This is a genomic window from Salmonella sp. SJTUF15570, from assembly GCF_043357055.1.
GTDB classification, from domain to species: Bacteria; Pseudomonadota; Gammaproteobacteria; order Enterobacterales; family Enterobacteriaceae; genus Salmonella; species Salmonella enterica.
On the sequence record NZ_JBEUKJ010000001.1, the window covers coordinates 630,721 to 649,119 of the forward strand.

Annotated in this window: 17 protein-coding genes; 10 read left to right on the forward strand and 7 right to left on the reverse strand. The window is 51.5% G+C overall.

All coding sequences use genetic code 11. The annotated features are described in order from the left end of the window. Nucleotides 1-8: 8 nt before the first annotated feature. The gene (gene fruK, locus ABVN44_RS03275; RefSeq protein WP_000091249.1) at nt 9-947 is read right to left on the reverse strand and encodes a 1-phosphofructokinase; all 939 of its coding nucleotides are present in this window, start codon (nt 945-947) and stop codon (nt 9-11) included. Then, the gene (gene fruB / locus ABVN44_RS03280) at nt 947-2,077 is read right to left on the reverse strand and encodes a fused PTS fructose transporter subunit IIA/HPr protein (protein WP_000487287.1); all 1,131 of its coding nucleotides are present in this window, start codon (nt 2,075-2,077) and stop codon (nt 947-949) included. The genes fruK and fruB overlap by 1 nt, the downstream gene beginning before the upstream one ends. Before the next feature lie 369 nt (nt 2,078-2,446). On the opposite strand from fruB, the gene setB reads away from it, so the two are divergent. Further along, complete coding sequence (gene setB, locus ABVN44_RS03285; RefSeq protein ID WP_000551926.1) at nt 2,447-3,628, forward strand: sugar efflux transporter SetB; 1,182 nt, start codon at nt 2,447-2,449, stop codon at nt 3,626-3,628. Between the two features lie 64 nt (nt 3,629-3,692). Here the strand turns inward: setB and ABVN44_RS03290 are convergent, their stop codons facing one another. The 3 genes from ABVN44_RS03290 to ABVN44_RS03300 form a co-directional block, all read right to left on the reverse strand. Next, nucleotides 3,693-4,358 (reverse strand): GNVR domain-containing protein, encoded by a 666-nt coding sequence (locus ABVN44_RS03290; protein WP_023231328.1) that lies wholly within the window; start codon nt 4,356-4,358, stop codon nt 3,693-3,695. 1 nt (nt 4,359) lies between these two features. After that, nucleotides 4,360-4,482 (reverse strand): membrane protein, encoded by a 123-nt coding sequence (locus tag ABVN44_RS03295; protein WP_001519564.1) that lies wholly within the window; start codon nt 4,480-4,482, stop codon nt 4,360-4,362. A 387-nt stretch (nt 4,483-4,869) separates the two neighbouring features. Next, complete coding sequence (locus ABVN44_RS03300) at nt 4,870-5,124, reverse strand: YkgJ family cysteine cluster protein (protein ID WP_001523448.1); 255 nt, start codon at nt 5,122-5,124, stop codon at nt 4,870-4,872. Between the two features lie 323 nt (nt 5,125-5,447). Between ABVN44_RS03300 and yeiP the strand changes: the two genes are divergently transcribed. From yeiP to yejF, 9 genes are all read left to right on the forward strand, one after another. Continuing rightward, nucleotides 5,448-6,020, forward strand: coding sequence for an elongation factor P-like protein YeiP (yeiP, locus tag ABVN44_RS03305; protein ID WP_001136822.1), 573 nt, complete (start codon nt 5,448-5,450; stop codon nt 6,018-6,020). A gap of 212 nt (nt 6,021-6,232) precedes the next feature. Then, the gene (locus ABVN44_RS03310) at nt 6,233-7,219 is read left to right on the forward strand and encodes a GTP-binding protein (protein WP_023231329.1); all 987 of its coding nucleotides are present in this window, start codon (nt 6,233-6,235) and stop codon (nt 7,217-7,219) included. A gap of 29 nt (nt 7,220-7,248) precedes the next feature. After that, nucleotides 7,249-7,968: a phosphatase PAP2 family protein gene (locus ABVN44_RS03315; RefSeq protein WP_000178091.1), complete on the forward strand. Its 720-nt coding sequence runs from the start codon at nt 7,249-7,251 to the stop codon at nt 7,966-7,968. Between the two features lie 413 nt (nt 7,969-8,381). Continuing rightward, on the forward strand, nt 8,382-8,954 hold the full coding sequence (gene mepS, locus ABVN44_RS03320) for a bifunctional murein DD-endopeptidase/murein LD-carboxypeptidase (protein ID WP_000241015.1): 573 nt from the start codon (nt 8,382-8,384) through the stop codon (nt 8,952-8,954). A gap of 325 nt (nt 8,955-9,279) precedes the next feature. Continuing rightward, on the forward strand, nt 9,280-10,836 hold the full coding sequence (locus tag ABVN44_RS03325) for a cyclic di-GMP phosphodiesterase (RefSeq protein WP_000957746.1): 1,557 nt from the start codon (nt 9,280-9,282) through the stop codon (nt 10,834-10,836). A gap of 106 nt (nt 10,837-10,942) precedes the next feature. Then, nucleotides 10,943-12,748 carry an extracellular solute-binding protein gene (locus tag ABVN44_RS03330; RefSeq protein ID WP_000561742.1) on the forward strand — a complete coding sequence of 602 codons (1,806 nt, stop codon included), beginning with the start codon at nt 10,943-10,945 and terminating at the stop codon, nt 12,746-12,748. Between the two features lie 9 nt (nt 12,749-12,757). Continuing rightward, nucleotides 12,758-13,852, forward strand: coding sequence for a microcin C ABC transporter permease YejB (locus ABVN44_RS03335; RefSeq protein ID WP_000501623.1), 1,095 nt, complete (start codon nt 12,758-12,760; stop codon nt 13,850-13,852). Next, nucleotides 13,852-14,877, forward strand: coding sequence for an ABC transporter permease (locus ABVN44_RS03340; RefSeq protein ID WP_001137761.1), 1,026 nt, complete (start codon nt 13,852-13,854; stop codon nt 14,875-14,877). The genes ABVN44_RS03335 and ABVN44_RS03340 overlap by 1 nt, the downstream gene beginning before the upstream one ends. A gap of 1 nt (nt 14,878) precedes the next feature. Continuing rightward, nucleotides 14,879-16,468: a microcin C ABC transporter ATP-binding protein YejF gene (gene yejF, locus ABVN44_RS03345; RefSeq protein ID WP_000203612.1), complete on the forward strand. Its 1,590-nt coding sequence runs from the start codon at nt 14,879-14,881 to the stop codon at nt 16,466-16,468. A gap of 3 nt (nt 16,469-16,471) precedes the next feature. Here yejF and ABVN44_RS03350 read toward each other — a convergent pair whose 3' ends face one another. Beyond that, entirely contained in the window at nt 16,472-16,816 is a 345-nt protein-coding gene (locus ABVN44_RS03350) for a YejG family protein (protein WP_001094639.1), read from the reverse strand. A 390-nt stretch (nt 16,817-17,206) separates the two neighbouring features. Beyond that, entirely contained in the window at nt 17,207-18,397 is a 1,191-nt protein-coding gene (locus ABVN44_RS03355; protein ID WP_000213349.1) for a Bcr/CflA family multidrug efflux MFS transporter, read from the reverse strand. Nucleotides 18,398-18,399 lie beyond the last annotated feature (2 nt).

Consider the following 18,399-nt stretch of genomic DNA (forward strand, 5'->3'; position numbering starts at 1 on the left):
TCCTGCTGTCAGTTAAACGGTTGTAAGTCGACACGCGCCATCATTGCGGCCAACTGAGGACGATCGGTAATACCCACATTGCTCTGGCTGACCGCCAGCGCGGCAACCGCCGTCGCCAGACGCAGCGTATGTTCGCTGGACTCGCGCATCAGCAGGCCGTAAATCAATCCGCCAACCATGGAATCGCCTGCGCCGACGGTACTTACCACGTCCACTGCCGGTGGTTTAGCGATCCATTCTCCTGAGGCGTTAACCCACAGCGCGCCTTCCGCCCCCAGCGAAATCACCACATGAGCGATACCCTGTTCGCGTAACGCGTGCGCCGCATCAATTACATCTTTCATTTCCGGGAGCTTACGACCCGCCCAAATTTCCAGTTCGCGGCGATTCGGTTTCACCAGCCACGGCGCAGCTTTAAGACCGGCGACTAACGCTTCACGGCTACTATCAAAGATAATGCATGGACACTGGCTGCGCAGACGCGTCATCCAGTCGGTGAACGCTTCCGGACTCACGCCAGCCGGTAAGCTACCGCTGACGCAGACCATATCGAACTGGCCCAGCCAGCTCAGGGAGTCGTTAACAAAGCGTTCCCAGTCTGCGGGGGTCACGTCAAAGCCGGAAAAGTTGAAGTCGGTCACTTCGCCATCTTTTTCCGTCAGCTTCACGTTGATGCGGGTCCGGCCCTGAACCACCTGAAAGCGGTTAGCGATGCCCAGTTCGCTGAACAATTGCTGAAAACCGTCCTGGTTATCTTTACCGAGAAAACCGCCGACGGTGACGTCGATGCCTAAGTCTTTCAGCACTTTGGCAACGTTAATGCCTTTGCCCGCCGCGTGCAGACCCGTGGTTTTCACCAGGTTCACTTCGCCGCGTTCGATTTCAGGGCAAAACCCAACCAGATCGTAAGCCGGATTAAGGGTAATGGTGGCGACACGCCTGCTCATTATGCGCCCTCCCCGAGACCGGCGGCGATCGCATCGCCAATCGCTTTCAGCGCCTGTTCAGCATCTTCACCCTGCGCGGTAAAGCGCAGACGATGGCCTTTCTTCACGCCTAATGCCACCACTTTCATCAGACTACGTCCGTTTGCCGGTTTGCCGGTTCCATCAAGGTTTGTCACGGTAATTTCACTGTTAAATTGTTTAATCGTATTCACCAGCATGGTGCCCGGACGGGCATGGAGACCATGCTCATTACGCACTACAAATTCCGCGCTCAGTACGTCATCCGTCAGCGCATCATCACTGGTCAGCAACGCCAGCAGCGTCGCGGCGTCAGCGCTCAGCAGACGATCGGCTTTATTGTTCAGCAACAGGTCGCCGAGGCGTTTTAGCACGGCAATCGGCTGCTCATCGTTCATCGCGACAGTGACTAATAAGGCTGCTTTTTCACCCTCTACGTCAAACGCCTGGGTCGCACGGCTTACCGCAACAGCGCTGCGCAAATTGCCTTCCGCGCTGTCGTTCAGCCAGATGCCTTGTCCCAGATTCATCGGACTATCGTTAATCGTTTTTGCGACGAACGCCGCATCAACCGCTCCCGCCTCTTTCAGACGCGCCGCATTTAGCGCCTGCAATGTGACCAGCGAGCTGGCGATGACATCCAGCGTCATCGTCTCATTATCAAGTTTTAATTGTTCACTTTGCTTCTCGCCCATCAGCAATGCGCGCAGCTCTTCCGCCGTTGTCGCGGATTTCAGCTGTTCAGCCACGGAGTCATCGCTCAGCACATGCGTCAGCTGACGCAGCAGGCCGAGGTGTTCATCCGAACTGGCGGCAATACCAATCGCCACGTAGGCGACCTGGCCTTCTCCCCAGGTAACGCCCTGCGGAAATTGAAAGACCTGGACGCCGGTTTTCAGCACCTGATCGCGCGTGTCTGTTGTGCCATGGGGAATCGCAATACCATTGCCAAGAAAGGTCGAGGTTTGCTGTTCGCGCGCCAGCATACCGTCAACATAGCCGCCCGCCACATTCCCCGCCTGCGCTAACGCAGCGGCGATTTGCCGAATGGCCTCTTCTTTATTTCCGGCCTGCTCGCCCGGATGAATGTCCTGAACCGATAACTGGAACATGTGTCTCCTCTCTTGCTGAATTGAAACGATTCAGCCACTATGAGAAAAAAAGCGCCAATCTGAGTTATCAAAAAAACCAGATCGCGCTGAAACGTTTCAAGAAGTCTGGATCTTTCTGCTTCAGCACGCAAGAAAAGTTACCGGTTTTGTAGCAATTTTTTGAGGTGAAGCACATTTTTTCTCCAACAGACCCTCAATAGCTGACGCATAAAAGGCTTCAGCTTTTTTCTTTCAGCTTGCGTCAGCACCCCCCTGGTAACAAACTGGAATGCTATTTTGATTTTTCGTGTCGATTTTGATTCAGACGCCTGTTTATTTTCTGACGGGCAGCGTAAACTCCGCCTCTCTTCACACCACTGATATAGAAACATGCACAACAGTCCCGCCGCCGCTGCGCCTAAATCGTTTGACCTGGCGTCTACCGCCTTTTTGATCGTCGCTTTTCTCACCGGTATTGCCGGTGCGCTACAGGCGCCGACGCTCAGTATTTTTCTGACGGATGAGGTTCACGCCCGTCCCGGCATGGTGGGATTCTTTTTTACCGGCAGCGCGGTTATCGGCATTATCGTGAGCCAGTTTCTGGCGGGTCGCTCAGATAAAAAAGGCGATCGCAAAAAACTGATCGTTTTCTGTTGCGTGCTGGGCATGTTGGCCTGCGTGCTGTTTGCCTGGAACCGCAACTACTTTATTTTGCTGTTTATCGGCGTCTTTCTCAGTAGCTTCGGCTCTACCGCCAACCCGCAGATGTTTGCGCTCGCCCGTGAACATGCCGATCGTACAGGTCGTGAAGCGGTGATGTTCAGCTCAATCCTCCGCGCCCAGGTCTCATTGGCCTGGGTCATTGGGCCGCCGCTGGCCTATGCGCTGGCGATGGGTTTTAGCTTTACGGTGATGTATTTGAGCGCGGCGGTAGCTTTTATCGTCTGCGGCGTCATAGTGTGGTTCTTTTTACCGTCAATGCGCAAAGATGCGCCGCTGGCGACCGGCACGCTGGAAGCACCGCGTCGTAATCGCCGCGATACGCTGTTGCTGTTTGTCATCTGTACGTTAATGTGGGGAACTAACAGCCTGTATATCATTAATATGCCGCTGTTTATCATCAATGAGCTGCATCTTCCGGAAAAACTTGCAGGCGTGATGATGGGCACCGCCGCCGGGCTGGAGATTCCCACAATGCTGATTGCAGGTTACTTCGCCAAACGGTTGGGAAAACGCCTGTTAATGTGCATCGCCGTTGTCGCCGGACTGTGCTTTTATGCGGGGATGTTGCTGGCGCACGCACCGGCGACGTTGCTCGGCTTGCAGTTGCTGAACGCGATTTACATCGGCATTCTTGGCGGGATTGGCATGCTCTATTTTCAGGATCTCATGCCAGGCCAGGCGGGTTCAGCCACCACGCTGTATACCAATACCATTCGCGTCGGCTGGATCATTGCCGGTTCGCTGGCGGGAATCGCCGCAGAAATCTGGAATTATCATGCGGTCTTCTGGTTTGCGTTAGTCATGATTGTCGCCACCATGTTCTGCCTGGCGCGTATTAAAGATGTTTAACTTGCAAGCCTGATACTTTTACTCTTCGACACATTTCAGCGCAGAGTTTATCTCTGCGCAATGTTCATGCGCGGTCATTCATTGTCTTTTTCTCAATACGATATTCTGTAAGCGCCCTCCTACATAAAAGACCGGTTATTGAGAAAATTACGCCCATCAGCCCGCAAAGGACCAACACCAGCCGCATCTTATATTTTGGTGTGACAGCAACATCTATCACTTCAATGTTAGCATTATTTTTAACCGCCTCCGACAACAATGATAGCTTTGCATATGTTTCCGTTTGTAACATATTTTTATGCACACTATAACGTTTAATGTCACCATCATCGATATACCATGCTGCCATTTTATCGACACTATTTTTCAGGGTGGAAATAATATTATTGACGCTTTCTTCCCTCCCCTGCGCCTTAAAAAGAACAAGCTGATTTTTCGCGTCAAAACTTATTTTATTTTTATATTCCGCAGGCAAGAAACGGCTAAACTGGTTAAGGATAACCGTTGTTTTACATTGAATATCATTAGTATAGCCACATAACGCATAGGTAGCAGGCGTATCCAGATTAGGTTTGATTGTCATACTCACAACCTTTGTATCATGCTGCACGCTCACAAAAACATAGCCAATGGCAACAAAAATAAAGGTAGCGATCATGATACTTAGCCATTTTCTTATAAGGAATAAGGAAACGTCGACTAAATCAATCTCACTATTTTCTCCCCGCATTTCACATCCCTTTTAAAACGCTAATAGTCAACCCGAATACTGAAATAACAAAAAGCAACACCAGCGTAAAAATAAACGCCCTGGCTGCGAACGTATATTTCTTCATAAGATAAAACCCACACATAAGAATTCGAGTATTTTAAAGGAAAATAACAATACATTCACACTGGTTATATCGATCGGTAAATACATCAATGATAGATATAAACTATCAAATTCATGATATCGATCGTTATAAATAATTAAAATCGATCAAAATCCCTCTTTTTAATAGACAAAAACTATCATATAAATAAAATTGATCGTTTTTGTTTTATGTGACGGTTCATTCGGTACACGTTCAGGCACCAACGGGGTTGAGCGGCGACATCTACCGCTTCAGAAGCCACGAAATAAGGGAATCATGTATTACGCTATTTAATGGTAAAAGGAGGTAATTTGATGCGCAGCTTTTGCAGACTATTTCGGGATATAACGTAAGCCCCTGCACGTTTATCAAAAACGGCATAGCTCATGGTAAGGTTTTCTGTTCGAGTTCCAGCAAATAAATAATGGCCTCTTCCCGGGTCGTTAAACACATGTCCCCTGTCGGTTGCAAACCAGAGCACACTTTTGGGCGTAAAGGCGAGCCAAAGATAAGGCACAAGTTATCTTCCGAAAGCTGCACGCATCTGGTATTCATCGGCTTGCCATTCGGCATTCCGGGTATCGGCGACGAAATTGAAGGCGCAATACAGCAAGCGCCACAACCGCTACGACAGTCCATGCTCAGCCCTCTATTTATAACCAAATGAAAGATAACAGAATTTGTCCAAAGAAAAATCCAGATTTAAAATGTGGACGTCATCATGATCAGGCCTGCCCTCAGACATTCCGAAGACAAGGCTGGAAACAGAAGGGACAACACAGCACACATCCCCCCTCCGGGCGACATGCCATCGCGTATTCTCGTTGAACGCGGAGCGGAAAGCGGGCGAACAGTATCACCTTTTTTGCACCAGCAAAAGTGACAATTCCACTTGCCTGGACGGCCCGGCGCGAGTAGTTTTACGCGATATTTTAGATAATCTCTACAACAGGATCTCCTCGATGCCAAGAGCGAACGAAATCAAAAAGGGTATGGTACTGAACTACAACGGCAAATTGCTGATTGTGAAAGATATCGACATTCAGTCGCCTACCGCCCGTGGCGCCGCCACACTGTATAAAATGCGTTTTTCCGATGTCCGCACCGGTCTGAAAGTGGAAGAACGTTTCAAAGGCGACGATATCGTTGATACCGTCACCCTGAGCCGTCGCGGCGTTGACTTTTCTTATGTCGATGGCAACGAATATGTGTTCATGGATAAAGAAGACTATACGCCGTATACCTTCACCAAAGATCAGATTGAAGAAGAGTTGCTGTTTATGCCTGAAGGCGGAATGCCGGATATGCAGGTTCTGACCTGGGACGGCCAACTGCTGGCGCTAGAGCTTCCGCAGACTGTGGATCTGGAAATCGTCGAAACCGCGCCGGGTATTAAAGGAGCGTCCGCCAGCGCACGTAACAAACCCGCGACATTAAGCACCGGTCTGGTGATTCAGGTTCCCGAATACCTGAGCGCAGGTGAGAAAATCCGCATTCATATCGAAGAGCGCCGTTATATGGGGCGCGCGGATTAAGTTTCGCATTTTTCGGCTGCGCCCCAGGGCGCAGTCTGACCCTTTTCTTTATTGATTGTTCTGCACCAGGCAAGAGAAACGTTAAAAATTTAACATTTTCTGCTCTTAAGATGGCAGAAGCACGACTTCGTCAACTCAGCGCTTCTCTTTTTCACGTTTATTCGCCAGGATTATTAAAAGTTGTTATGTTGTATCAATATTCTGGAGCTGACGTGACCAAAACCAATCTTATTACTGGATTTCTCGGTAGCGGAAAAACCACCTCTATCCTTCATTTATTAGTTCATAAAGATCCGGCTGAAAAGTGGGCCGTCCTGGTCAATGAATTTGGCGAAGTGGGTATTGACGGCGCGCTGCTTGCCGACAGCGGCGCACTGCTAAAAGAGATCCCCGGCGGCTGCATGTGCTGCGTCAACGGATTGCCTATGCAGGTGGGGCTCAACACGCTGCTACGCCAGGGCAAACCTGACCGGTTGCTGATTGAACCAACCGGACTGGGGCACCCAAAACAGATTCTGGATTTATTAACTGCGCCGGTTTATGAGCCGTGGATTGATTTACGCGCCACGCTCTGCATCCTTGACCCTCGTCTGCTGCTGGACCAACAGAGTGTCGCCAATGAAAATTTCCGCGATCAGCTCGCCTCAGCCGATATTATCATCGCCAATAAGACCGATCGCGCCACGGCGCAGAGCGATGCCGCCCTGCAACAGTGGTGGCGACAGTACGGCGGCGATCGTCAACTGATTCATGCCGAACATGGACAGATAGACGGTAAGCTTCTGGATTTACCACGACAAAATCTGGCGGAACTGCCGGCCAGCGCCGCGCATTCTCACACTCATGCCAGTAAAAAAGGACTCGCCGCGCTAAATCTGCCCGCCCAGCAGCGCTGGCGACGCAGCCTCAATAGCGGACAAGGTCATCAGGCCTGCGGCTGGATTTTCGATGCCGATACCGTGTTTGACACCATTGGCCTCCTCGAATGGGCGCGTCTGGCGCCGGTGGGCCGGGTGAAAGGCGTTATGCGCATACAAGAGGGGCTGGTACGCATCAATCGCCAGGGCGATGACCTGCACATCGAAACACAGAGTGTCGCGCCGCCGGACAGCCGGGTTGAACTTATCTCAAACACAGAAACCGACTGGAATACGTTACAGACGGCCTTGTTGAAGCTTCGTTTAGCGACGCACGCGTAAGGTTGCCACCGTTTAAAAACTATGGCGAAATGACGATGAAAACCCGCTATTCCTTGATAATTCTGCTTAATGCCGCCGGTCTGGCGCTGTTTTTGTCATGGTATCTTCCCGTCAATCACGGCTTCTGGTTCACCATTGATTCCGGCATATTCCACTTCTTTAACCAGAAACTGGTGGAAAGCCACGCGTTCCTCTGGTGGGTCGCTATTACCAATAATCGGGCGTTTGACGGCTGTTCGCTGCTGGCGATGGGGGGACTGATGCTCAGTTTCTGGCTAAAAGAAGACGCGTCGGGTCGGCGGCGCATTGTGATAATCGGATTGGTCATGCTGCTAACAGCGGTGGTGCTTAACCAACTCGGTCAGGCGCTGATCCCCGTCAAGCGCGCCAGCCCAACGCTCTCTTTTGAGCATATTTATCGCGTCAGCGAGTTGCTGCACATCCCGACAAAAGACGCGTCAAAAGACAGTTTCCCAGGCGATCACGGTATGATGCTGCTGATATTTTCCGCCTTTATGCTGCGTTATTTCGGCAAAACGGCGGGGATTATCGCCCTTATTATATTTGTGGTTTTCGCGTTTCCGCGCGTTATGATTGGCGCTCACTGGTTCACCGATATTGTGGTCGGGTCACTCACGGTTATTTTGATTGGCCTCCCCTGGTGGCTGATGACCCCGCTCAGCGACCGGGCGATAGCGCTTTTTGAGAATTATCTCCCGGGCGGAAATAAACAAATTTTAAACAAATAACCCATACAATTAACATTACCTTCAGCGATAGTTTTACATCGTTGAAGGTAATTTATGATGATATTCCCCCAGCCCATCATTTTTCGGTCATATTATTCCTCTGCAAAATGAACAGTTTGCCCGATTTTTAAACGATTTGCGCTTAATTTGACCCGTGCTGATAGTTCACTTTTCGTATCATAAATTCTTATAAAAAATCACGCGAAATCGCTCGCAATGACAGCAACAATCGGGTAATCTCAAACTCGTTTTGCCTCGCCAGATAATTATTCTCATTGCGAATAAATTTGTGCGTTCCGCCACAGATTTGTGCACAAAGAATTGTCTCAAGCTGTGCAGGTAATTAGTCTCATCACGTTTGGCATTTTTATAACGATATTTATCGTTAAGGACTTCAAGGGAAAACAAACAACATGGTCAAATCTCAACCGATTTTGAGATATATTTTGCGCGGGATTCCTGCGATTGCAGTTGCGGTTCTGCTTTCTGCTTGTAGCACAACCACCAATACCGCAAAGAATATGCATTCTGAGACGCATGCTGTGGGCAATAGCGATAGCTCTTCACTGCAAGCCTCTCAGGATGAATTTGAAAATATGGTGCGTAACCTTGACGTTAAGTCGCGGATTATGGATCAGTATGCTGACTGGAAAGGCGTGCGTTACCGCCTGGGCGGCAGCACTAAGAAAGGCGTCGACTGTTCCAGCTTTGTACAGCGCACCTTCCGTGAACAGTTTGGTTTAGAGCTTCCGCGTTCAACCTATGAACAGCAGGAAATGGGCAAAGCAGTTTCACGCAATAACCTGCGTACGGGCGATCTGGTTCTGTTCCGCGCCGGCTCCACTGGTCGTCATGTCGGTATTTATATCGGCAATAACCAGTTTGTCCATGCGTCTACCAGTAGCGGCGTCATTATCTCCAGTATGAACGAACCGTACTGGAAAAAACGCTACAATGAAGCGCGTCGAGTTCTGAGCCGCAGTTAATCTTCATCAGGCAGCACCTCCCTTGGCTTACCTGATGAGACGACATAAAAAGCACTGCTTCGGCAGTGCTTTTGCTTATTATCCCTTCTGAACCCGTTTTATCGAATAGCGACGTGTGGCCTCTTATCCAGCCTACAACACACGAACGTAGGCCTGATAAACATAGCGCCATCAGACATTCAGGTCGTTTCCGCCAACGACTACTGCGACAATACGCTTTCCTGCGCATCACAGAAAAGCATGACTATCCGGGGTAATCCAGGCTATAGTCTTATAAATCAACCAGTTTAACCGGCATCCGCCTTTTCAGGTCACACCAGGAATTATGCTTACACGCGACTCCTCTTCCGGTCGGAAAATCCTGCTTACCTGTATCATTACGGGGATAGCGGCAGCATTACTTATTGGTAGCCTGCAATTTTTCCTGTCGTGGCATAAACGGGATGTTAAATACAATACGCTCCTTTCTGATGTACAACATTACCTGGCCAGCTATTTCGCCGACCTGAAAGCCACCACCGATATTCTTCAACCGTTGACGATCAACACCTGTCAGCAGGTTGGCGCAGAACTCACCTCAAGAGCCGCTTTTAGCCTTAATGTCCGCGCCTTCTTATTGATTAAAGATAAAAAAGTGTTCTGCTCTTCCGCCACTGGCGCCATGAATATGCCGCTTCAGCAACTGGTACCGGATATAGATATCCGCAAAGACGTTGCTATGGCGATTCTGCCCGGCACGCCAATGATGCCCAACAAACCGACAATGGTGATTTGGTATCGAAACCCATTATTAAATGACAGCGGCGTATTCACATCGCTGAATATTAACCTGACGCCCTACTTACTCTATACCACGCGCCAGGACGATTTTAACGGCATCGCGCTGATTGTCGGCAATACCGCTCTGTCGACCTTTTCTTCGCGTCTACTGACCGTCGCGGAGCTGCCGGGCACGCCATCACGACTGGCAACTATCAACGGCCTGCCGCTTAAAATACGGCTTTATGCCGATAGCTGGACCTACAATGACTTGTGGTATGCGTTGATGCTGGGCTGCATTAGCGGCATCGTAGCGGGGTTTATCTGTTACTTTATCTATGCCCTCCGGACGCGACCGGGCAAAGAGATTTTAACGGCGATCAAACACGAGCAGTTTTATGTGGTTTATCAGCCCGTCGTCGATACTCGTACGCTAAGCGTCACCGGGCTTGAAGTCTTACTGCGCTGGCGTCACCCTACGGCAGGCGAGATTCCGCCGGATGCCTTTATCCACTATGCCGAAGCGCAGCAACTTATCGTACCGTTAACGCAGCATCTGTTCGAGCTGATCGCCCGCGACGCACCCACGCTACAGAAGGTGATGCCCGTCGGTGCCAAATTTGGCATTAACATCGCGCCGGAACATCTGCACAGCGACAGTTTTAAAGAGGATATGCACCGGCTCAGGGACGCCCTGCCCGCGCACCATTTTCATATCGTGCTGGAAATCACTGAACGCGATATGCTCCAGCAGTATGAAGCGGCCAAACTGTTCGAATGGCTGCATTCCGCCGGGTTTGAAATCGCTATAGATGATTTCGGTACAGGCCATAGCGCCCTGATTTATCTGGAGCGATTTACTTTAGATTATCTGAAAATCGATCGCGGTTTTATCCAGGCGATCGGCACGGAAACCGTCACGTCTCCAGTTCTGGATACCGTGCTGACGCTCTCCAGACGCCTGAATATGCTGACGGTGGCCGAGGGCGTTGAAACGCCGGAGCAGGCCCGTTGGCTACGCGATCACGGTGTTAATTACTTGCAGGGGTACTGGATTAGCCGTCCTTTACCCCTTAAAGATTTCGTGCTGTGGATGTCGGCGCCTTCCGTGCCTGAATGGTAGTCCCCTTACGGTTTTAACGGATTCACATCAGACGCAACGTCACTTATTATTCAGCGAAACGCCTGCCGGTTTGCAGCGGGCAATACGATAAGGAAACCGCCTTCAGATGATTGCGCGCGTAATGCTTCTGCTTGTCGCACTGGTTAGCGCTGGCGCCCAGGCCCAGGAAATCAAAGAAAGCTACGCTTTCGCCGTACTCGGCGAACCTAAGTATGCTTTTAACTTTGATCACTTTGATTATGTGAATCCTGCTGCGCCGAAAGGCGGTCAGATGACGCTTTCCGCCATTGGTACGTTCGATAATTTCAATCGCTATTCGCTGCGCGGCAATCCCGGCGTACGTACCGAAGCCCTTTACGATACGCTTTTTACCACCTCGGATGATGAGCCCGGAAGCTATTATCCGCTGATTGCCGACCATGCCCGCTATGCCGCCGACTATTCCTGGGTGGAAATCTCGATTAACCCCCGCGCTCGTTTTCACGATGGCACGCCCATTACCGCCCGCGATGTGGCCTTTACCTTTCATAAGTTTATGACCGAAGGCGTACCGCAGTTCCGTCTGGTCTATAAAGGTACTACCGTGAAGGCGATTGCGCCTTTAACCGTGCGAATTGAGCTGGCGAAGCCTGGTAAAGAAGACATGCTTAGTCTGTTTTCACTACCGATCATGCCCGAAAAATTCTGGAAAAATCACAAACTCAGCGATCCGCTTTCAACGCCGCCCTTAGCCAGCGGGCCATACCGGATTACTCAGTGGAAAATGGGCCAGTACATTGTCTATTCACGCGTCAAAAACTACTGGGCGGCTAATCTGCCGGTCAATCGTGGACGTTTTAACCTCGACACTATCCGCTACGATTACTACCTTGATGACAATGTCGCTTTCGAGGCGTTTAAAGCGGGCGCATTTGATCTACGGCTGGAAAACGACGCTAAAAACTGGGCAACGCGCTATATCGGTAAAAATTTCGATAATCATTACATCATTAAAGAAGAGCAGAAAAACGAGTCGGCGCAGGACACACGCTGGCTGGCCTTTAATATTCAGCGCCCGGTATTTAAAGACCGGCGGGTACGTGAAGCTGTCACCCTGGCCTTCGATTTTGAGTGGATGAATAAAGCGCTGTTCTATAATGCCTGGAGCCGAACCAACAGTTACTTCCAGAATACCGAGTACGCCGCCAGAAATTACCCTGACGCCGATGAGCTGGTATTACTCGCGCCGATGAAAAAAGATCTTCCTCCTGAAGTCTTCACCCAGATCTATCAGCCGCCGGTCTCTAACGGCGACGGCTACGATCGCGAAAATCTTCTTAAAGCTGACGCCTTGTTGACGCAGGCCGGATGGGTGATCAACGGACAGCAACGGGTCAATAGCGTCACCGGTAAGCCTCTGACGTTTGAACTTCTCCTTCCTGCCAGCAGTAATAGCCAGTGGGTTCTACCCTTCCAGCATAATCTTCAGCGTCTGGGCATTACGATGACTATCCGTCAGGTTGATAATTCTCAACTCACCAACCGGATGCGTAGCCGCGACTATGACATGATGCCGAGGCTATGGCGGGCGATGCCCTGGCCCAGCTCCGATCTACAAATCTCATGGGCGTCGGAATACATTGACTCCAGTTATAACGCTCCCGGCGTACAAAGCCCGGTGGTGGATAAACTGATCGCGCAAATTATCGCAGCGCAGGGTGATAAAGCGAAACTGGTGCCGCTGGGACGGGCGCTGGATCGCGTGCTGACCTGGAACTATTACATGCTGCCGATGTGGTATATGGCGCAAGACAGGCTCGCCTGGTGGGATAAATTCTCCCATCCGGCGATTCGCCCGGTATATACCATCGGGTTAGATACCTGGTGGTATGATGTCAACAAAGCCGCCAAACTACCGGCAGCCAGGAGGTAGTAAGAATCAATGGGCGCCTATCTTATCCGCCGTCTGTTACTGGTGATCCCCACGCTATGGGCCATTATTACCATTAACTTTTTTATCGTGCAGATCGCTCCCGGCGGCCCTGTCGATCAGGCGATTGCCGCGATTGAATTTGGCCAGGGCGGCGCGTTGCCCGGCGCCAGCGGCGAAGGCGTTCGCGCCAGTCATGCGCAAACCGGCGTCGGCAATATCAGCGACAGCCATTATCGCGGCGGCCGGGGACTCGATCCGGAGGTGATCGCGGAGATCACCCATCGCTACGGCTTCGACAAACCGCTGCATGAGCGTTATTTCAAGATGCTACGGGACTATCTCTCTTTTGACTTCGGCGACAGTCTGTTTCGCAGCGCATCCGTGCTGACGCTGATCAAAGATAGCCTTCCCGTCTCCATTACCCTGGGATTATGGAGCACGCTGATTATTTATCTGGTGTCTATCCCGCTGGGGATTCGCAAAGCCGTCCATAACGGCAGTCGCTTTGATGTGTGGAGCAGCGCGTTTATCATTATTGGTTATGCGATCCCCGCCTTTCTGTTCGCTATTTTATTAATCGTCTTTTTTGCCGGCGGCAGCTACTACGATATCTTTCCGCTACGTGGCCTGGTCTCCGCCAACTTTGACACATTACCGTGGTACCAGAAAATCACCGATTATTTGTGGCATATTACGCTACCGGTGTTGGCGACCGTCATCGGCGGTTTTGCCGCCCTGACGATGCTGACGAAAAATTCGTTTCTCGACGAGGTGCGTAAACAGTATGTCGTTACCGCTCGCGCTAAAGGCGTGAGTGAAAAAAACATTCTCTGGAAACATGTTTTTCGTAACGCCATGCTGCTGGTGATCGCCGGGTTTCCCGCCACTTTTATCAGTATGTTTTTCACCGGCTCGTTGCTAATTGAAGTCATGTTCTCGCTCAACGGCCTGGGGCTGCTGGGTTATGAAGCAACCGTTTCGCGCGACTATCCGGTGATGTTCGGCACGCTTTATATCTTTACCCTGATTGGCTTATTACTGAATATCCTGAGCGATATCAGCTATACGCTGGTCGATCCACGCATTGATTTTGAGGGACGATAATGCCGCGATTAAGCCCGGTCAATCAGGCCCGCTGGGCGCGTTTCCGCCATAATCGCCGGGGCTACTGGTCACTATGGATTTTCCTGGTCGTGTTCAGCCTGAGCTTATGCGCGGAACTGATTGCTAACGATAAGCCATTGCTGGTGCGCTATGAAGGCCAGTGGTATTTTCCGCTGGTAAAAAATTACAGCGAGCGCGATTTCGGCGGCCCGCTGGCGACAACGGCAGACTATCAGGACCCCTGGCTACAACGGCAGCTTGAGAATCGGGGCTGGGTGTTGTGGGCCCCCGTACGCTTTGGCGCCAATACCATTAATTTTGCCACCACGCAGCCTTTCCCCTCCCCGCCTTCGGCGAAAAACTGGCTGGGCACCGATGCGAATGGCGGCGACGTTTTCGCCCGCATCCTGTACGGCACCCGCATTTCTATTTTATTTGGCCTGATGTTAACGATTTGCTCCAGCGTCATGGGTGTACTGGCGGGCGCGCTACAGGGCTATTATGGCGGCAAAGTCGATTTATGGGGGCAACGTCTCATCGAAGTCTGGTCGGGGATGCCGACCCTGTTTCTGATTATTTTACTTTCCAGCGTAGTGCAGCCTAACTTCTGGTGGCTGCTGGCCATAACCGTGCTGTTTGGCTGGATGAGTCTGGTGGGCGTGGTGCGCGCCGAGTTTTTACGGACCCGCAATTTTGACTATATCCGCGCCGCGCAGGCGCTTGGCGTCAGCGATCGTGACATTATCCTGCGCCATATGTTGCCTAATGCAATGGTCGCTACCCTGACATTTTTACCGTTCATTTTATGTAGCTCCATCACCACCCTGACGTCGCTGGATTTTCTGGGATTTGGTCTGCCGCTTGGCTCCCCTTCTCTCGGCGAACTTCTTTTACAGGGGAAAAACAACTTACAGGCTCCCTGGCTGGGGATCGCCGCCTTTCTGTCTGTCGCCATTCTGCTATCGCTGCTGATTTTTATCGGCGAAGCGGTACGCGACGCCTTTGATCCTGCTAAGGCGGTATAAGATGACATCTCCATTGCTTGCAATTGAAAATTTATCGGTAGGTTTCCGTCAGCAACAGCACGTGCGCCCTGTCGTTAACGCCATTTCGTTACAGGTGAACGCCGGGGAAACGCTGGCGCTGGTCGGCGAGTCCGGGTCAGGAAAAAGCGTGACGGCGCTTTCCATTCTGCGTCTTTTGCCTACCCCTCCCGCCGTCTACCTCTCCGGCGATATTCGCTTTCACGGCGAATCATTGCTTCATGCCAGCGAGCAGACGCTACGCGGCGTGCGCGGCAATAAAATCGCCATGATTTTTCAGGAACCGATGGTTTCACTTAACCCGCTGCATACGCTGGAAAAACAGCTCTATGAAGTGCTGTCGCTCCATCGGGGAATGCGTCGGGAGGCAGCAAGGGCGGAGATGATCGGTTGTCTGGATCGGGTCGGTATCCGCCAGGCGAGCCAGCGTCTGCGCGATTATCCGCATCAGCTTTCCGGCGGCGAACGCCAGCGCGTCATGATAGCCATGGCGCTGTTAACACGGCCGGAATTACTGATCGCCGATGAGCCGACCACCGCCCTCGACGTCTCCGTACAGGCGCAGATCTTATCTCTACTGCGGGAACTCCAGCGTGAGCTCAATATGGGATTGCTGTTTATCACCCATAACCTCAGCATTGTAAAAAAACTGGCGGATTCAGTGGCGGTAATGCAACACGGCAAGTGCGTAGAGAACCAACGCGCCGACACGCTGCTCTCCGCGCCGACCCATCCGTACACGCAAAAACTACTCAACAGCGAACCCACTGGCGATCCGGTTCCGCTCCCCGCCGGGCAGGCGCCGTTGCTGGAAGTGGACAAGCTGCGCGTCGCCTTCCCGATCCGCAAAGGCATTCTGAAGCGCGTCGTGGATCATAATGTGGTGGTTAACAATATCAGTTTCACCCTGCATCCAGGCGAAACGCTGGGTCTGGTCGGCGAGTCAGGATCGGGAAAAAGTACCACCGGTCTGGCGCTGTTACGGCTTATCCGCTCCGAAGGCCGCATCGTGTTTGACGGTCAATCGCTGGATACGTTAAACCGCCGCCAGCTTTTACCTGTTCGCCACCGTATCCAGGTCGTATTCCAGGACCCAAACTCATCGCTAAACCCGCGTTTAAACGTGTTGCAAATTATCGAAGAAGGCCTGCGCGTCCACCAGCCTACGCTTTCAGGCGCGCAGCGCGAACAGCAGGTGAAAGCGGTCATGATGGAAGTCGGCCTGGACCCGGAAACGCGGCATCGTTACCCCGCTGAGTTTTCCGGCGGCCAGCGTCAACGTATCGCCGTCGCCAGGGCGCTGATTTTAAAACCGTCGCTTATTATTCTGGATGAACCGACCTCATCGCTGGATAAAACCGTTCAGGCGCAGATTCTTGCCCTCCTGAAATCGCTCCAGCAAAAGCACCGTCTGGCCTATATCTTCATTAGCCACGATCTGCATGTAGTACGCGCGCTGTGCCATCAGGTTATTGTGCTGCGGCAGGGGGAGGTGGTTGAACAGGGGCAATGCGAGCGCGTGTTTACCGCACCGCAACAGGCCTATACGCGTCAGCTACTCGCGTTAAGCTGACGCCTAAAAAGGATTATTGTTAGAAAAAGGTTCCGCTATCGCCACGCCGAAATTTTTCAGCCGACAGGTGGCGGCAAACTCATCCTGACGATTAACGAACAGGCACGGTTCCCCTTCGCACTCCAGCACGGAGCAAGGAACTTCAATATCGCTTAGCGCCTGACTGAGCTTATGCATCACTGACCACGCGCTATCGCCTGCCGGACTCAACAGTTTAAGCGCCACCAGACTATTCTCGGTGCTCTGCCCGTTTTGCGGAATCGGTTCAACCTTTGACCCCGCAAAACCCGCCGACCAGCGATAGTTTTGCGGCAGACGGTGAACAATTGAGAGCTGTAATGTATTCACTTTCTTTCCCCGGAAGCACAATTACTTCACAATTTACTTACATTTATATTAACACATCATTGACAACCCGTCCTTAAACAGATTGCTAACGCCCTTCTCTCCGTCAGTGGCTCTACAGCAAGCGGGAGTTAAAATAGTTTTACCGACGCGGAGATAGCGGCGGGCTATATGTACCCGTTTCTGCGATCTAACTCAACCTTTTTAACTACAATGATGTGACTTTTTACATAAATGGATTTTACATAAAATAAACATAAAGGAGGAAAATGATGAATTGATAATTGATATACATCAACTATGAAAGCCGTTTGGCTTTGCCATCGTGTAGCGGATAGCGTCCCCCAACGCCGCCTGCGCATTCTTCGGCGCCATTGAGGGACAGCGCGCCCGTCACCGTTTTTTGGGACGGCTGGCGTAGAGATAAAACAGAATGGAACAGGCGGCGCAAAGCGCAATCGACCAGATCATCGGCCACGCACTGGTAAAGGTAGCCAGCGACAGCAACGCGCCGACGATAGCGCCAATACCAAAGCGGAAAGTGCCCGCCAACGAAGACGCCGTTCCGGCCATATGCGGAAACTCATCCAAAATGACCGCCATCGCATTGGACGAAACCATCGACACACAGCCGACAAACGCCGCAACGCCGACCACCAGCGCCCAGAATCCAATGCCCATCAGCGCGCTGAAAACCATCCACACCGCCATCGCAAACTGAATCCATAGCCCGGCCCGAAACATGTTTAGCGCCCCTACCCGTCTGACAAAACGGCTGTTGATAATCGTCATCACAAACAGAAATACGATGTTCAACGCGAAGTAGTAGCCGAAATCCTGCGGCGGAACATGATTAATTTCGATATAGACAAACGGCCCCGCGCTCAAAAAAGAGAACATACCGGCAAAACTAAACCCGCTCGCCAGCATATAGCTCAGTACGCGTTTGTGGCGAAACAACGCAGCAAAGTTACCTATTGTGGTACGAATATGAAAAGGCTGACGCCGCTCAACGGGCAGCGTCTCTTTAATCAAAGCAAAGATCATGACTGACGCCAGAATCGCCGCAATGGCCAGTATCCAGAAGATATAGTGCCAGCTTAACCATACCAACACCCAGCCGCCAACAATGGGCGCCATTAACGGCGCTATCGTAGTGACCAGCATGACAAATGACATCATGCGCGAAAACTCTTCCTTTGGATAAATATCCCGCATCAGCGCATTGATGACGACGCTTGCCGCCGCAGCCGCCAAACCGTGAAAGAAACGCATCACGATCAGTTGATCGATAGTCTGCGCCAACGCACAGGCGACCGCCGCCGCGGCAAATACCAGCGTCCCGCCCAGGATGACCGGCTTACGCCCGAGGCTATCCGCCATCGGTCCATAGATAAGCTGACCCAGCGCAAACCCCAGAATATAGGTGCTGAGCGTCATCTGCGCGCTACCGGCAGGCACGCCGAATTGCGCAGAAATCACCGGCAGCGCTGGAAGATACATATCAATCGACAGCGGCATTAACATGGCCAACAGGCCAAGGATAAAGACAATGGCAAAGGAAGAGTGCTGCCGGGTGGTCACAT

Bases quoted from the DNA above. Each gene is read 5' to 3' on its own strand.
- fruK (WP_000091249.1), bottom strand. From the start codon at position 947: ATGAGCAGGCGTGTCGCCACCATTACCCTTAATCCGGCTTACGATCTG.
- yejF (WP_000203612.1), top strand. From the start codon at position 14,879: ATGACATCTCCATTGCTTGCAATTGAAAATTTATCGGTAGGTTTCCGT.
- ABVN44_RS03300 (WP_001523448.1), bottom strand. From the start codon at position 5,124: ATGGACTGTCGTAGCGGTTGTGGCGCTTGCTGTATTGCGCCTTCAATT.
- fruB (WP_000487287.1), bottom strand. From the start codon at position 2,077: ATGTTCCAGTTATCGGTTCAGGACATTCATCCGGGCGAGCAGGCCGGA.
- ABVN44_RS03315 (WP_000178091.1), top strand. From the start codon at position 7,249: ATGACGATGAAAACCCGCTATTCCTTGATAATTCTGCTTAATGCCGCC.
- ABVN44_RS03335 (WP_000501623.1), top strand. From the start codon at position 12,758: ATGGGCGCCTATCTTATCCGCCGTCTGTTACTGGTGATCCCCACGCTA.
- mepS (WP_000241015.1), top strand. From the start codon at position 8,382: ATGGTCAAATCTCAACCGATTTTGAGATATATTTTGCGCGGGATTCCT.
- ABVN44_RS03325 (WP_000957746.1), top strand. From the start codon at position 9,280: ATGCTTACACGCGACTCCTCTTCCGGTCGGAAAATCCTGCTTACCTGT.
- ABVN44_RS03330 (WP_000561742.1), top strand. From the start codon at position 10,943: ATGATTGCGCGCGTAATGCTTCTGCTTGTCGCACTGGTTAGCGCTGGC.
- ABVN44_RS03295 (WP_001519564.1), bottom strand. From the start codon at position 4,482: ATGTGTGGGTTTTATCTTATGAAGAAATATACGTTCGCAGCCAGGGCG.
- ABVN44_RS03290 (WP_023231328.1), bottom strand. From the start codon at position 4,358: ATGCGGGGAGAAAATAGTGAGATTGATTTAGTCGACGTTTCCTTATTC.
- setB (WP_000551926.1), top strand. From the start codon at position 2,447: ATGCACAACAGTCCCGCCGCCGCTGCGCCTAAATCGTTTGACCTGGCG.
- ABVN44_RS03340 (WP_001137761.1), top strand. From the start codon at position 13,852: ATGCCGCGATTAAGCCCGGTCAATCAGGCCCGCTGGGCGCGTTTCCGC.
- yeiP (WP_001136822.1), top strand. From the start codon at position 5,448: ATGCCAAGAGCGAACGAAATCAAAAAGGGTATGGTACTGAACTACAAC.